Annotated in this window: 16 protein-coding genes; 12 read left to right on the plus strand and 4 right to left on the minus strand. The window is 43.9% G+C overall.

Annotated features, from left to right (window positions below; translation table 11 throughout):
- The first annotated feature begins 45 nt into the window (after positions 1-45).
- Positions 46-2,499 (plus strand): outer membrane beta-barrel family protein, encoded by a 2,454-nt coding sequence (locus FSB76_RS12865; protein WP_147053961.1) that lies wholly within the window; start codon positions 46-48, stop codon positions 2,497-2,499.
- A 163-nt stretch (positions 2,500-2,662) separates the two neighbouring features.
- On the opposite strand, the gene FSB76_RS12870 is transcribed toward FSB76_RS12865, so the two are convergent.
- Positions 2,663-5,158, minus strand: a complete 2,496-nt coding sequence (locus FSB76_RS12870) for a M14 metallopeptidase family protein (RefSeq protein ID WP_147053962.1) — start codon at positions 5,156-5,158, stop codon at positions 2,663-2,665.
- 293 nt (positions 5,159-5,451) lie between these two features.
- Between FSB76_RS12870 and recQ the strand changes: the two genes are divergently transcribed.
- The 11 genes from recQ to rplS all read left to right on the plus strand — a co-directional run bounded on the left by recQ (position 5,452) and on the right by rplS (position 13,425).
- On the plus strand, positions 5,452-7,623 hold the full coding sequence (recQ, locus tag FSB76_RS12875) for a DNA helicase RecQ (protein ID WP_147053963.1): 2,172 nt from the start codon (positions 5,452-5,454) through the stop codon (positions 7,621-7,623).
- A gap of 525 nt (positions 7,624-8,148) precedes the next feature.
- Positions 8,149-8,568, plus strand: a complete 420-nt coding sequence (locus tag FSB76_RS12880) for a hypothetical protein (protein WP_147053964.1) — start codon at positions 8,149-8,151, stop codon at positions 8,566-8,568.
- Positions 8,569-8,570: 2 nt separating this feature from the next.
- The gene (locus FSB76_RS12885) at positions 8,571-8,771 is read left to right on the plus strand and encodes a helix-turn-helix transcriptional regulator (protein ID WP_147053965.1); all 201 of its coding nucleotides are present in this window, start codon (positions 8,571-8,573) and stop codon (positions 8,769-8,771) included.
- Positions 8,772-8,786: 15 nt separating this feature from the next.
- Positions 8,787-9,173, plus strand: coding sequence for a VOC family protein (locus tag FSB76_RS12890; RefSeq protein WP_147053966.1), 387 nt, complete (start codon positions 8,787-8,789; stop codon positions 9,171-9,173).
- Positions 9,174-9,236: 63 nt separating this feature from the next.
- Positions 9,237-9,608: a VOC family protein gene (locus FSB76_RS12895; RefSeq protein ID WP_147053967.1), complete on the plus strand. Its 372-nt coding sequence runs from the start codon at positions 9,237-9,239 to the stop codon at positions 9,606-9,608.
- 105 nt (positions 9,609-9,713) lie between these two features.
- Positions 9,714-10,571: a hypothetical protein gene (locus FSB76_RS12900; protein ID WP_147053968.1), complete on the plus strand. Its 858-nt coding sequence runs from the start codon at positions 9,714-9,716 to the stop codon at positions 10,569-10,571.
- Between the two features lie 46 nt (positions 10,572-10,617).
- Complete coding sequence (gene trmD / locus FSB76_RS12905; protein WP_147053969.1) at positions 10,618-11,292, plus strand: tRNA (guanosine(37)-N1)-methyltransferase TrmD; 675 nt, start codon at positions 10,618-10,620, stop codon at positions 11,290-11,292.
- A 249-nt stretch (positions 11,293-11,541) separates the two neighbouring features.
- On the plus strand, positions 11,542-12,105 hold the full coding sequence (locus FSB76_RS12910) for an RNA polymerase sigma factor (protein ID WP_147053970.1): 564 nt from the start codon (positions 11,542-11,544) through the stop codon (positions 12,103-12,105).
- Between the two features lie 42 nt (positions 12,106-12,147).
- Complete coding sequence (locus FSB76_RS12915) at positions 12,148-12,639, plus strand: hypothetical protein (RefSeq protein ID WP_147053971.1); 492 nt, start codon at positions 12,148-12,150, stop codon at positions 12,637-12,639.
- 4 nt (positions 12,640-12,643) lie between these two features.
- Positions 12,644-12,889, plus strand: a complete 246-nt coding sequence (locus FSB76_RS12920; RefSeq protein ID WP_147053972.1) for a hypothetical protein — start codon at positions 12,644-12,646, stop codon at positions 12,887-12,889.
- Between the two features lie 188 nt (positions 12,890-13,077).
- Positions 13,078-13,425: a 50S ribosomal protein L19 gene (gene rplS, locus FSB76_RS12925; RefSeq protein ID WP_090651474.1), complete on the plus strand. Its 348-nt coding sequence runs from the start codon at positions 13,078-13,080 to the stop codon at positions 13,423-13,425.
- Positions 13,426-14,200: 775 nt separating this feature from the next.
- Here the strand turns inward: rplS and FSB76_RS12930 are convergent.
- From FSB76_RS12930 to FSB76_RS12940, 3 genes are read right to left on the minus strand one after another with little or no spacing between them, the layout of a single operon-like run.
- Complete coding sequence (locus FSB76_RS12930; protein ID WP_147053973.1) at positions 14,201-14,719, minus strand: glutathione peroxidase; 519 nt, start codon at positions 14,717-14,719, stop codon at positions 14,201-14,203.
- 41 nt (positions 14,720-14,760) lie between these two features.
- A complete protein-coding gene (gene ybeY / locus FSB76_RS12935) occupies positions 14,761-15,192 on the minus strand; it encodes an rRNA maturation RNase YbeY (protein ID WP_147053974.1) in 432 nt (143 codons plus the stop codon).
- Complete coding sequence (locus FSB76_RS12940; protein WP_147053975.1) at positions 15,192-15,614, minus strand: ATP-binding protein; 423 nt, start codon at positions 15,612-15,614, stop codon at positions 15,192-15,194. Before FSB76_RS12940 ends, ybeY begins: the two co-directional genes overlap by 1 nt.
- Between the last annotated feature and the right edge of the window lies 1 nt (position 15,615).

The following is a 15,615-nucleotide window of genomic DNA, read 5'->3' on the forward strand; positions in this document are numbered from 1 at the left end:
ATTTTCCTTGATGGCATTGTATTGCCCAAACACTTTAATAACACAATGATGAAAACTAAAATCAACCATATAATATACACACTCCTGCTTGTAGCTATCAGTTGGAGTGCGTCCTTTGCTCAAACTGGCAAGGCGGCCGCAGCCAAAGTATCCGGATCGTTGGTAAACGACCAGGGTAAACCACTTGACTACGCCAGCGTAAGTATTATAAAAGCAACCGACTCCACCGTAGTTAAAGGGGCATTGAGTAATGATAATGGCATTTACTCTTTTGATAAAATACCAGCCGGTAAATACCTGGTAAAAGCCACTGTTGTAGGTTACGCAAAAGCCATCAGCAAGCCTTTTACCGTTACCGAAGGCTCGGGTACTATTGAAGTGCCTGTTATAAATATGCAGGCAGGTAATACCACTTTAAAAACGGTTACCGTAACTGCCAGCAAACCGCTTGTTGAACGCAAAATTGACCGCACCGTAATGAATGTAGAAGGCAGTGTACTTGCCGCCGGTAATACTGCCATGGAAATTTTGGCTAGGGCCCCCGGCGTAACCGTGGATAAAGACGATAACATAAGCCTTAAGGGCAAACAAGGCGTAACCGTAATGATAAATGATAAGCTTACTTATCTTACCCCTGCGCAACTGGCTACGTTGTTACGCTCAACGGATGGTAATACCATTAAATCTATCGAAATTATTACTAACCCATCCGCTAAATATGATGCCGCGGGTAATTCGGGCATCATCAACATTAAATTAAAAAAGAATGCCCAGTCGGGCACCAACGGCAGTATTACAGCCGGCGTGGCAAAAGGCAGGTATTGGAGGGATAATAGCAGCCTTAACCTTAACCACAAAGATGGTAACCTAAATGTGTTTGGCACATTTAGCCGGGGCGATAGCAAACGTGCGCATGATTTATTGCTTGACAGGGTGGTGAGTAACGGCCAGGGTGTTACCAACTATTTTAACCAGCAATCATATATGCCCGATGCCAATCATTATAATAATTACCGCATTGGCGCCGACTATGACCTTACGCCTAAGCATACCATTGGCTTTGTGGTAAGCGGCTATTCAAATACCGAAAACAACCACAACAGCACATCTACTATAATAGGTACCAAATATGGCGTTGCCGATTCGTCGCTGCGCACCAATTCGGTTTTTGAGCAAGCCTACAAAAACATAGCCGTAAACCTTAACGACAGGCTTAAAATAGACACCAACGGCCAGGAGCTAAGCTTCGACCTCGACTACTCTAAATTTAACAACGGCAACAACGCGCAATACACAACCGATTATTTTTTAGCCGATGGCAGCACGCAACGCCCATCGCAGTTATTGCGCAATCAAAGTCCGTCAACTATTACTATATATACCGCCAAGGTTGATTATACCAAGCCGCTTACCAAAACCATAAAATTGGAAGCCGGCGCCAAATACAGCAACGTTAAAACTGATAATGACTTAAGGGCCCAGATTGACAGCAGCGGCGTATATATTAACGATAAAGGCCGCAGCAACCACTTTATTTACGACGAAAAAATTGAGGCCGGCTACCTTAACCTGAACAAACAGTTCAAAAAAACATCGATACAGGTGGGCCTGCGTGCCGAGTGCACCCAATCAAACGGCAACCTGATTGGCAGCACGCCGGTAAATCGCAGCTACCTTAACTTTTTCCCAAGCGCGTTTATTAACCATACCATCAATGATAAAAACGAGGTAAGCCTGTCATACAGCCGCCGTATCGATCGCCCGGGTTATGACGCGCTTAATCCTTTCATATTTTATCTTGACCCATATACCTTTCAAAAAGGCAATGCCTTCCTTAATCCACAGTACACACAAAATTTCGAATTTAACTATACCTATAATAAAACCATTAATGTTAGCCTGGGCTACAGCCGCACCACCGATGCTATTACCGAGCTGATTTTAACCGAAGGCGAAAAAACATTTCAAACCAATAAAAACCTGCAAACACAAACAGGCTATAATGCCAACATTAACACCCCCTTCACCATTACCAAATGGTGGGAAGGAAATGTCAACGTAACCGCATTTTACCTCGGCTTTAAATCCGATTCGCTTGCAGGCTTCAACTTTAACGATGGCCAATGGGCATACCAGGCACGTACAACCCAAACATTTAAGTTTGCCGGTGCCCGTTTAGAGGTTATGGGAGATTATCAATCGAAGTTAACCTACGGTATTTATAAAATAAGGCCACGTTACTCTGTTGATTTGGGTATCAGCAAATCCTTCTTCGATAAAAAACTGAATGTTAAAGTGGCCTGCGATGATGTGTTTAACATTCGTCGTAATAACTTAAGCAGCAACGAACTTGGCAACAACTTCGATATAAGACAACGAAACGACTCACGGGTAGGCAGGCTGACCCTCACCTATAACTTTGGCAACAACTCCATCAAAGTACGCCAGCACCGCAGTGGCGCCGACGACGAAAAGGGCAGGGTGAAAGGGAACAATTAATCAGATATGCAGATTTCAGATGTGCAGATATGCAAATGATTTTTAAATGAATCGATTTGCAAAAAACATCAGTCATTAATTAAAAGAGGCCGATCATACAAACGTACGATCGGCCTCTTTTTCATCTGCACATCTGATATCTGCACATTTGCACATCTGTGGCCTACTGCCCCACCATAAACACGGCGTTGCTAAACAGCAGTTTACCATTTTCCCAGAAACTGCGGAACAGTGGATCGTCTGCCATATATATAACCGAGCCGCGGCCCAGGGATTGTACACCAAGCAACAGGCCGTTATTGATTTTCTGTTTGGCTTTAGCACCGGCAAAGCCCGATACATAACTGTCTTTTTTAATAGTGCCCACATTCCAGACATCACCATCGCCAAACAGCTCGTAGATATCGTCGTTCAGTTTAAGTGAGTAGTAATAGTCTGGTAAACCGAAACCAAGCGGATGGGTATTGTCCAGGTTCAGCTTGAAGATAGCACCCGGAATTTGCTCGCGGATGGCATCACGATCGCGCTCACCATAAATTTTAACGGTTTTATCTTTGTCCTTATCATCCTTTTTAGCTTCTTTCTTTTTCAGCAGGATGCCTTTTTTATCAACCAGTGTTGCCACGGCATTATCAATAGCAATTAAACGCCCGCCATCGCGCACCCAGCTTTGCAACCTTTCGGATGGAAAATCATCGTAGCGTCCGTCCGGAAAAATAGCCACATCAAAATCGGCCAGGCGGGTGCGTGGAACATCCTGGTACCTGATCAGCGTGATAGGGTAGCCCAGCTGTGCTTCAAACAAATGCCAAACTTCGCCCATGGCTTCGGAGTTTACGCCATCGCCGGCAACCAGCATTACTTTAGGCTGGCGGATGTATTTAACTGCATCTGATCCCAAATCCGATCCTTTATCCACAAAGCCCGACGAAAGCGGCGTAACCTCCTGGTTAAGTTCGGCAGCGGTTTGGGTAACCACCTGGTCAAAATCGGCACGATCATTACCCGCGCGGGTTATTAATAATGAGCCCGGCGCAAAAGTTTTACCGGCAGCATCGAATGATTTTTCGGCGTAGCGCACTTTTATTTTCTTTTTAAACAAAGCTGCCAGGAATTTTACATCCGCTACAGACTGCCATGATGATACATAGGCATAAGCATGGGTATTCACCAGCGGCTTGGGCGCGGTAATACTCCACTCTGCACTTGCCGGTTTTAACGACTCTTTTACCCCATAAGCCTTCAACCCAAATGCATACGGGAGCGACCACGCCGTAATATCATACGTATTTGAATCGGGGATAATAGTTTTTGGCTCCAGCAGTACATGCAGCAATACCGCTTTAGGCTGATAGGCGTTTACCACCAGATCATTAGGCCCTACAGCGTAAGCTTCGGTTTTGCCATTGATATAATCATACCCCGTAACCGATTTATTGGCCAAACCAAAACCATACTGAATACCGTTGCGGGCAAGCAGTTTGGCCATAGCGTTTATTTTATTGTTGTTATCGTTTTTAATAACATAGGTTTTGTACTCGCCCGGCGGGTTGGTACGGCTGTTATCATAAAACTTTTTAAATTCATCCTTAAATTTTTGCGCATTGGCCGATGCCGTTTCAACCGTGCTTAAACTGGTAGAGTGATGGTGCGCCACCCGTTGTACCAACGTAAGCGTATCGCCGCTGCGGGTGGTAACCGCCAGGCCCCCGCTTATCCCGCCCTGCTCATAAGTCATCCCTATCGATCCGTTGTATAACGGATAGGTATCGCCATAAGATGGATAAAGCAAATCAAACTCGTACTTGGTAAAGTACATCCAGCCACTTTGGTCAAAGTACTTGGCATTGTTTTTACCAATCATCACCTGTGCATCGCGCTGCCATTGGGTAAGGTCTTTATGATAAGGTTCGGCAGCTGGTGCAAAGTAGTATGGGGCGTTGTAGCCTTGCTCGTGGTAATCTACATGTATTTGTGGCAGCCATTGGTTAAACAAGCCAACACGGGCCTGGGTTTCTTTTTGCTGTTGCCATGCCCAATCGCGGTTAAGGTCAAAGTAATAATGATTTACCCTGCCGCCCGGCCATGGTTCGGCATGCTCGCGCGATGTTGGGTAGGCCTCGGGGCTAATGCCGTGTACTGAGTTATAAAAATTAACATACCTGTCGCGTCCGTCCGGGTTTAGGCAAGGGTCAATAACCACCAGGGTATTTTTAAGCCAGGCCTGAGTTTGGGCGTTTGATGGGTCGACCAAATCGTACAAAGTCCACATGGCAGCTTCGCTCGATGCGGGCTCGTTGCCGTGTACGTTGTAGCTTAACCACGTAATTACGGGTACATTGGTAATAACAGGCCCGCTTTCAAGCCCTGCTACCCGCAGGTTATTGTGACGAATCTCTTCCAACCTGCCAATATTTTCATCCGATGCAATAAACATCGCCAACAGGGGCCTACCTTCGTTGGTACTGCCAAACTGCTGCAGCTTTACATTTTTTGAGGCCAGGGCAACATATTTAAAATACTCCACAATGCGATAGTGCGGGGTAAACTGAGTACCCAGCTTGTAACCCAGGAATTCATCGGGCGATTGTATTTTTTGGGCGAAGGATACCGTTGCCGAAGCAACAGCTAATAAAACAACAAGTAGCTTTTTTATCATAAAACTGATATAGATGGTAGTAAAAGCTAAATATGCAGAAAATATGTGCAGATGTGCAAATTTCAGATGTGCAGATGTGTAGATTGTTACATTAGGTAAAGTCAATTTGAAAATTTGGTAATTTGAAGATTTGAAAATGCCACCCTTCTATAAATTCTGGTAATTCTTAAATTCGATAAATTCAGGTTCAGACAAAAAATCTAAAAATATTAGCAATCTCGCTGATAATTTGTAATTTGCCCCTGAAAAAGCAAAATTATCTGCACATCTGAAATTTGCACATCTGCATATCTATGAATTCTCTACAGGCCCTGCAAAAATATTTTGGTTATAGCGCTTTCAGGCACCAGCAGGAGGCCATTATCCAACATATATTAAACGGGCAGGATGTAATGGCGCTGATGCCTACCGGCGGCGGCAAATCATTATGCTACCAGCTACCCGCGGTATTGTTAAACGGGCTAACCATTGTTATCTCGCCGCTTATTGCCCTGATGAAAGACCAGGTTGATAGCTTGAATGTAAGCGGTATACCGGCAGCCTTCCTAAACTCGGCACAAAACCCGGATGAGCAGCGCCAACTGGTAGAAAAACTAAGGAACAACCAAATCCGCCTGCTATACCTTGCGCCCGAGCGTTTGTTTGGTGCCGAAAACAAGCTGGTTCCGTTTTTAAAAACGCTGAATGTAGTACAGATAGCCATAGACGAAGCCCACTGCATCTCGTCCTGGGGGCACGATTTTCGTCCTGAGTATTTGATGCTGGCCCAGTTAAAAACCGAGTTCCCGAATGTGCCGGTCATCGCGCTTACCGCTACTGCTGATAAGCTGACGCAAAAAGATATCCTCGAGAAACTCAATCTTAACAAGCCCAAAGTATTTGTATCCTCCTTCAACAGGGCCAATATTACCTACCGGGTTATCCCCAAAAGGAACAGCTTTCAGCAACTGGTTAACTTTTTAAATGAGCGGAAGGACGAGTCGGGTATTATCTACTGCCTTTCCCGTAAATCTACCGAAGATTTGGCCGACGACCTGAAAGCCGCCGGCTTTGCTGCCGAAGCCTACAACGCAGGCCTCAGCAGCGAAATCAAAGTGCGCAACCAGGAGGCTTTTTTGCGCGACGAGGTCAAGATCATCGTGGCTACCATTGCCTTTGGCATGGGCATCAATAAATCAAATGTGCGCTACGTGGTGCATATCGATCTGCCTAAAAACATCGAGGGCTATTACCAGGAAACCGGCCGTGCAGGGCGCGACGGCCTGGCATCCGAGGCATTGCTACTGTATTCGCCGGGCGATGCCGGTAAGCTACAGCATTTTGCAAGGATCGAGGGCAACGAGGCTCAAAGCCGCATTATGCTGAATAAGCTGAACGATATGGTGCGCTACTGCCAGCTGCAAAGCTGCCGCCGCCAGTACTTGATGAACTATTTTGATGAGGCTTTCCCGCCCAATTGCGGCTCCTGCGATGTTTGCCTTACCGAGTTTAAACGCTTTGACGGTACGCTGATAGCCCAAAAGGCGCTCTCGGCCGTGGCCCGGCTTAACGAGCGTTTCGGCATTAACTATGTGATTGATTTTTTACGCGGGTCGAAATCCGAAAAAATCCGCGACGAACATAAACAGCTTAAAACCTATGGCATAGGCGCCGATATCAGCAAGCCCGACTGGCAGCGCTACATTCGCGAACTGCTTACCATGGGCTACCTGCAAATGGGTGGCGACGAATACCCTATTGTTAAACTTACAGACCAAAGCGCCGCCGTGCTCAAAGGCCTGCAAAAGGTTGAGTTTATCGAAAGCGAAACCGTTGAAGAAACCCACACCCACGTACAGGCACCACCGCACGAAGCCGAACTGCTAAGCCGCATTAAACGCGTACGTAACGATATTGCCCAACATGAAAACGTGCCGGCCTACATCATTGTATCTGATGCTACCCTGGTGGAGATGGCTACCTACCTGCCCCAAAGCCTCGACGAGCTGCGCCTTATCTCGGGCTTTGGCGATGTAAAACTGGCCCGCTACGGGCGCGAGCTGTTGCAGCCCGTGAAAGATTACGCCAAAGAAAAAGGCCTCGAATCAAAAATTGCCTATAAATCGCCCAAGAAGGAACGCAAGGCAGCGTCCGTCCGTCCGGTACAACCTATTAAGGCCCGCAAAACAAACGATACCCGTACCGAGTCGCTCCGGCTTTACCAAACCGGCAAAACCGTGGCCGAAATTGCCACCGAGCGCAGCCTGTCGCCCATGACGATAGAAAGCCACCTCAGCTTTTTTGTACAATCGGGCGAGCTGGAGGTAGAAGCGCTGGTACCCGCCCAAAAAATCCCCGCCATTAAAGATGCTGTTGAAAGCTACGGCTCCCAAATGCTATCACCCCTCAAACAAGTCCTCGGCGATGACTACAGTTACGGCGAAATTAAAGCGGTGATAAGCTGGATGAACAGGGGGAATGTGTAACGGGCTTCTCCCTGTTGTATAATTAATATAGCGTCGACCTATCTCCCTGCTAAAACGCACTCGCCAAGCCGCCAACCGGCGTATTGCCACTCTTGCGGCGAGGCGGAACAGGAGGAAAGCGCCTCAATTTATTTTCTTGCCGGGGCGAGTCTTCGTCCTGTTAAATAAAATGTAAGGGCAAACGCATAAAAACATGGTTAACATAACTTAACACATTTCCGATAAAAAATTTATAAACATTTGATAATAAACATTTTATATTTTATCATGGTTAACACTAAATTGATCGCCCAAATCAGGCATTCAAATATTTGTGCCTGGTGTTAGCCAATACAAGCCCCTTGGGTATCTGGATCATTTATCCAGGATCAGCAATAAAACAGGGTGTCGGTTGATGTTTATATCTTCTCATACAATAAGCTTATTGCGGTTAACTGTTTAGCTGTGTTTGCCCGGAATAAAATGTCAAATAAATTTGACATTTGTAAAGTTTGTTTTACATTTGGTAAATCAAACTTTACAGCAATGAAACCTTTATTCTTATTTCCTTACTGGGGGCGTTATTTGGGCTATTTCCTAGTAGTTGTGCATATTCCTATTGTGTTATATAAAAAACAATTGATGGGAATGCATGGAGATGGCACGGCCGATGGCATTTTTAATGGCAGGCACCTGTTTTTTATGTCGACAACCTTATTGATGGCCATTGGCTTATTTATCGCCGCTTTCTCGAAAGAAAAAATTGAGGACGAGCAGATAGTGCGGCTCCGGCTCGATTCGCTACAATGGTCGGTTTATGTTAACTTTTTGTTTTTGATCGTCAGCCTCATTTTTTCTACAGATACCGAACATATTTTATTTTTAAATTTACTGGTGCCCCTTGTATTCTTTATTATCCGTTTCAGGTGGAAGATTTTCCAGAATAACCGTTTAATTAAAGAATAGCTATGAAAAACAACATACGAGTTGAGCGCGCTATCAAAAACATAACCCAGGCCGACTTGGCCCAGGTAATCGGGGTATCGCGGCAAACTATTAATACAATCGAAAGCAACCGCTACGTACCATCTACTGTGCTGGCCCTAAAAATAGCCCGGGTATTTGGCAAGCCTGTTGAGGCAATATTTATATTAGATGATGAAGATTAATTAAACCTGATAACGATGAAAGACAAACCTGTTTTTGCCCCCGAACTGGCCATACCCAATGGCTTAAAAGACATTAGCTTTTATATTGATGCTTTTGGCGCAGAAGAACTCCGGCGTTTCAGCAACGATGACGGAACTATACATGTGTCCGAATTATCCATCAACGGAGCCATGTTTCATCTGCACGAACAAACGTTACACTCGGGCCTTCATAGCCTTGCGGGCGGCACGCATTCTGTCGTTATTGGGCTATTTGTGGCCGATGTGCATGCCGTTATTGAGCAGGCTGTTGCTGCCGGCGCAAAAATCACCTCGCCCGTGCAGGATTATGATTATGGCTACCGCCAGGGCAGCATTGAAGATCCATTTGGACACCGGTGGCAGATACAGAAGTCGATATAGCGTCAAGACATTAGAATCAAGATTCAAGACAGAACTCATTCACGATCTTAAAATTAAATAACCATGGCAAACCAACCCACTTTTGGTAATGGCAAAATCTGTTACATCGAGATCCCTGCAGATGATATCGCGGTATCCGCGGCTTTTTTTCAAAAAACATTTGACTGGCATATCCGGCAGGATAACCAGGGGAACGCCTCTTTTGATGACGGCGTGGGCCAGGTAAGCGGCATGTGGGTAACCGGGCGCAAGCCCCAGGCAGAACCGGGCCTTATCATATCTATTATGGTTGATGATGCCGAAGCCACCGTAGAAGCAATTGCCACCAATGGCGGCACGATAGTACAACCAATAGGTAAAGATTTTCCGGAGATAACGGCACTATTTACAGACCCGGCCGGTAATTTATGGAGCATTTATCAGCACAGGGGGTAGAGGAGAGTCAAGAAATTAGAGTCAGGAATCAAGACAGAGCATGGTTGGTTAATAAGATTTTTAAGTTTACATCGTTATTTGTATATTAGATTAAACCTAATCATCATGAAACCAACCTTATTGCTTCCACACTATTTTAAAATAATAGGGGTTGTAATGGCTATCCCTGGCTTCATTTTGGGTACTTTATTTCAGTTTGGCCATTATGTTATCCCTTTTCTAAGCTATGGTCCTGTTCGGCGTTCGGGATTTTTTTTAGCAACAGGGCATGACAACTTCACGGATGAAGTCGCAACAACCTTATTGATCGGAGGCCTGTTATTTATCGGATTTTCGAAGTTTAAAGATGAAAGCGCTCAAATTTATAAGTTAAGGTTGAATGCTTTATATTGGGCGGTATTGGTACACCTTTTTTTGATGATGACACTGATAATCATATTTTTATCAGGAATTTTCAGATGGCATAACAGTGTTGTTTCAGATATCGTTATTAACTATAACCTACTTTTTCTGCTGATCATATTTATTGCAAGGCTATATTATTTACGTACCAAAGGAGTAATGGGGCAACCATTTTACCTGCCTTATCTGCCATTTAATATAGTAGGAAAATGGCTTACTTTAATTTTTTTAATTGGCGCAATAACCCTGATTGCTTTATCACGATGGAATATAAAAGTTCCGGAGATTACGCGGTATCTGATATTTCCATTTACCTTGATATGGATAGCTTCGAAGGGGAAAAACGAAGATAATATCAAAGAATCTATCAGGCTTAAAGCGATGCTCATAAGCGTTTACATTGTTTATGGTTTACTTATTGTGTTAACCTGGGTACTATATAGCGTTGATTACTGGGTAGCATTATTATTGGGGCTGGTGGCTTTACAACTTGTTTTCATTGTTACTTTTGAATTAATGCGGTTTAAAGCGCCCAGGTCTATCCAGCATCTGCACATTTGAAATCTGAAATCTGCACATCTGAAATCAATAATCCGCATATTTGCACATGCGTTTTGATATCATTTCTGTTTTACCGGGTTTGCTGGAAAGCCCTTTTGCACATTCTATTTTACAACGCGCCCAAAAAAAGGGCATCGCCGAAATTCATGTGCATAACCTGCGCGATTACTCAACCAGCAAACAAAAAAGTGTGGATGATTATCCCTACGGTGGCGGCAGCGGCATGGTAATGACCATCCCGCCTTTTGCAGCCTGTATTGAAAAGCTTAAAGCCGAACGGGAATATGACGAGGTGATCTTCATGTCGCCCGATGGCGAGCGGCTTAACCAGGCTATTGCCAACCAATTATCTATTAAAGGCAACATCATTATTTTATGCGGACATTATAAAGGGATAGACCAGCGCATCCGCGATATTTATGTTACCCGCGAGATCAGCATAGGCGATTATGTACTATCTGGCGGCGAACTGCCGGCAGCTGTTTTGGTGGATGCTGTTGTGCGCCTTATCCCCGGCGTACTTAGCGACGAAACATCGGCCCTCAGCGACTCGTTCCAGGACGATATGCTGGATGCCCCCGTATATACCCGCCCCGCCGACTGGAATGGGCACAAAGTACCCGATATCCTTTTAAGCGGCAATACCCCCGAAATTGAAAAATGGCGCTTTGAGCAGGCGCTGGAGCGTACAAAACAACGGAGGCCGGATTTGTTGGAGTGATGGGGTGATTCCTATGTAAAAAATGTCATTTCGAACGAGGTACGAGGAGAAATCTTTGACGATTTGCATACACTTGGTTCCGTTGTATAGCATATCGTCTAAGATTTCTCTTTCGCGCCGCGCTCTTCCCTGCCCAAGCTCTATCGAAATGACAACTCCTTGTTCACTCACCAATCAACCACTCACCGATTTTCCCTAAATTAGATTGCAACCAAACCATGCCTTTTGCATTACAGGTATGTTGTAATCATGAACCCCAGCCAGGAAGCCCAGCTTATTGAACAATGCCGAACGGACGCGGCTGCTTTTGGGCAGGTGTTTGACGCCTGGTACAAACCTGTGTTTGGCTATATTATGCGCCGCACCGGCAACTATGATTTATCGAAAGATATTGCCGCTGAGACTTTTTTAAAAGCTTTTTTAAAAATCGGGGGCTTTCAGTGGCGGGGCATCCGCCTATCGTCGTGGCTGTACCGCATAGCTACCAACGAGCTTAACCAGTATTACCGCAGCAGTAAATACAAACCGCAATCGCTACAGCAACTGATGGAAAACCCACAGATGGAGAAGCTGCTGCATGAAAACGCCGACGACGAACGGGAGATGATGGAGCAGGAACTTAAAACCTATGACAATTATAACCGGATACGTCAAAACCTGTTGAAGCTGGATATAAAATACCAGGAGGTAATATCACTGCGCTATTTTGAGCAAAAAACCAATACCGAAATTGGCGAGATATTGGGCAAAAACGAAGGAACAATTAAGTCGCTGCTGTCACGCGGGTTAGAGAAATTAAGAAACATGTTGTAACACTGCAACCAAATTGAGTTAACGCATTATAAGGGTATTAACATGAAAAATAACGACGAATTTTTAAAGGAAATGGAAAATTTAAAAGTACCGGATGTAAACCCTTCGCAGCATCAAAATACGGTAAAAATGGCCATCATGAATGCCAGCCGCTCGGCCGCCCTTGGGGTATGGCTTATAGCAGTACCCTGCTATTTTTTATTATGTGTGTTTATGTTTTATTTCTTCCATGCCCGTATGGGCTGGTTCGCCGCTATGTTTAACCTGATGTCGGGATTGGCAAAAGTCCCTTTTATAGATTTCCTTGGACCGGTAGTATTATTTGTACTACCCATTGTTTGCATTATTATCAATGTGCTTTCTATACTGCACGTGGGTGTAAAAAACATCGACCCCGAGAGACGCAAGGTAAAGGAAGTGAGCATTACCATTAAAGTAAAGCTTTGGAACATCGTGCTCATCCTGATTAGCCTGGCTATTGTATTTGTTTTTATAAGTTATGTAATGACCGAAAGTATCTCCATTAAAAGTTAAGCTCATGAAATTAAACTGGTTTACCCGCAAAGGAATTTTTTATTTGCCCGCCGCTGTTGCAGGCTGGCTCATATTTGCTATAGCATTTGCCTATGCCGTTTACACATTTATTGATATCGACAAACGCTCGCACTCGGTAAGCGATACGCTCATCAATTTTGTTTTTAACCTGCTCATCATCGGTCTGATTTATACGGTGATTGCCTATTTTACCGAGAAAAGGCCTGTTGCCGACGATTTGGAAGATTAGTTTAGCAATTGCAAAAGCGATAAATAACCACTCACATAATCAGCCCAATCAACCATTCACCACCCCCAGATTGTTAACAAATTACAAATTGTGGAAATTTTTAAAATAGGTTTTTATTTATCAAAAAAAAGCCCTATAATTGCAATCCGATTTTTACGGGCTAAAAATCGCTTTAAGAGCTAAAAATCATGGATTTAGTAAAATTTGTTGAAGAGCAATCAATAGAAAAAAGACAGTTTCCTTCCTTCAAGGCCGGTGATACTGTAAGTGTGCATTATAAAATCAGAGAAGGAAACAAAGAACGTATCCAGCTTTACCAGGGTGTTGTTATACAACGTAACAGCGCAGGTAACTCGGAAACATTCACTGTTCGTAAAGTTTCTAACGGTATAGGTGTTGAGCGTATCTTCCCTATTAACTCTCCAAACATTGACAAAATAGAGGTGAACAGCGTTGGTAAAGTGCGTCGCTCTAAATTATACTACCTGCGTGCCCTTACCGGTAAGGCAGCTCGTATCAAATCAAAAAGAGTTTAATTATCCTACCTCTTTTTTAAGAGGCATACAACAAAGCTTTCAAAAAAGGCCTTTTCTGATTCGTTGGGAAAGGCCTTTTTTATGGAAAAAATCGAGATTTACCCGGTGCGCGCCTATGATGCCGGGTTGTAAAAGGCTGCTAAATTCCGAAAGCGGAATGACATCTTGAAAAGGACTGTCATGGTGAGCCTGTCGAACCATTGCGGGCAAAGGCCTCTCCGCGCGTCCCTTCGACAGGCTGCCATTAACACATTTGTAACTATTTGATTATCAATTGGAAAAAAGTGTCATTTGCAATGCGATCATTTGTGTGCAAATAAAGGTTACTCAGGGTGACAAGCCTACGCACCCTCGAAAGTACGACATGTCATGGGTAAGTACGAAGAATCTATCAGCTGTGCATTACCGATAGAAAAGTTCGCGAATAGATGCTTCGTTCCTACCCATGACATGTTTCTTTTTCTGTCATCCTGAGCGATAGCGAAGGATCTATTTTACGCCATGCATAACCGCCAAAAAAGTTCGCGAATAGATCCTTCGTTCCTCAGGATGACAGTCGTTTTTTTTATTGTCATTCTCCCTTCAGAATTTCGCGAAATTTTACCACTCAGCATGACAGTCTTTATTTATGATATCATTGCCTCTTCCAGAATCTGTGGATTTTAGTGCCAAGATGACAAAAAAAGAATGCTTCATGAGTAGCCCCATACCGAAAGTGCATAAAAAAGGCCCCGGTAAACCGAAGCCCTCAAAATCATAATATCTATCTAATGGTTTAGTTAAGATACTTGGTAATATCGTCAGATAACGGAGTTGTTGCCGACCTGAAACGGTGTACCAGTTTGCCATTTTCGTCTATCAAAAACTTTTCAAAGTTCCATTTGATGTCGCCTGTAAAATCAGGATTTGGTGCGGTTGTAAGATATTGAAATAAAGGATCGATATCTAAACCTAAAACGCTAACTTTTCCGCTCATCGGGAAGGTTACGTTAAAATTGTCATGACAAAAGGTCTTTATGTCCTGATTAGTGCCCGGTTCCTGGCCACCAAAGTTGTTAGCAGGAAACCCTACTACAACCAGTTTGCCTTTGTATTTTTCGGCCAATGCTTCTAAATCTTTGTATTGTTTGGTAAAGCCGCATTTTGAGGCTGTGTTTACAATCAATACCTTTTTGCCTTTGTATTTGGCCAGCGAAAAGTTGTCGCCATCGATAGTTTTCAGCTTAAAATCATAAACCGAAGACGGGGCGGCCGTCATTAAAACAAAGCCTAATATTAAAGAAAGTAATTTCATGGTTTTAAATAATTGATGGTTAAACAAATATGCAGGTAAAATTAGCCAATAAAACTTCGCTTAGCTAAATACTCATCCTCTTTTTGTGTCATTTTTTTCTTTGTAACAACACTTTTATCTGTGTAGCCTACCAGGTGCAGCGCACCATGAATGATAACACGATGAAGCTCTTCTGTTTCCGAATGGCCAAATTTGATGGCATTTTCGCGGATGCGTTCTATCGATATAAAAATATCGCCTACAATATTGCCTTCAACCTCACTGTTATCAAAAGTAATGATATCTGTATAGGTATCATGGTCAAGATATTGCTGGTTAAGGGTAAGCAGATAAGCATCTGAGCAAAAAATGTAGTTCAGCTCTTTTAATTTGAAGCCCTCGGCAACAATGGTGTCTTTAATCCACTGGCGCACAAGGGCTTTGTTTTTTAGCTTATAGTTTATATCTTCTTCAAAAAAGCTGATAGCGGGCATTATATCTTAAAATGTAGTTCAATTTCGTTGCCTTTTGCATTAAAAATGCATTGGTCGGCCAGGTGTTTAATAATAAAAACGCCACGGCCGGTAAGGCTTTCCAGGTTTTCTGGCGCTGTTGGGTCGGCCAGGTGATTGTAATCAAAACCATCGCCCTCGTCGGTAACAGTCCATATTACACGCTTAGGGGCAACATCGGCATTAATAATTACCTTTTTTGCGGCATCAAGTTTATTGCCATGAATAATAGCATTTATAGCGGCCTCGTTTAAGCAGGTCATCATGTTGGCAAATGTATCATCTGCAACATGGTATTTATCAGCAATCTCTTCTATCAGCGCTTCAAGCTGCGTTATGCTCTCCGGGTTCGACGGTAGCTGTAACGTGAATAATTCGCCGGTTTGAACATTTGCCTGTTCCATA

Source organism: Mucilaginibacter ginsenosidivorax, from assembly GCF_007971525.1.
GTDB classification, from domain to species: Bacteria; Bacteroidota; Bacteroidia; order Sphingobacteriales; family Sphingobacteriaceae; genus Mucilaginibacter; species Mucilaginibacter ginsenosidivorax.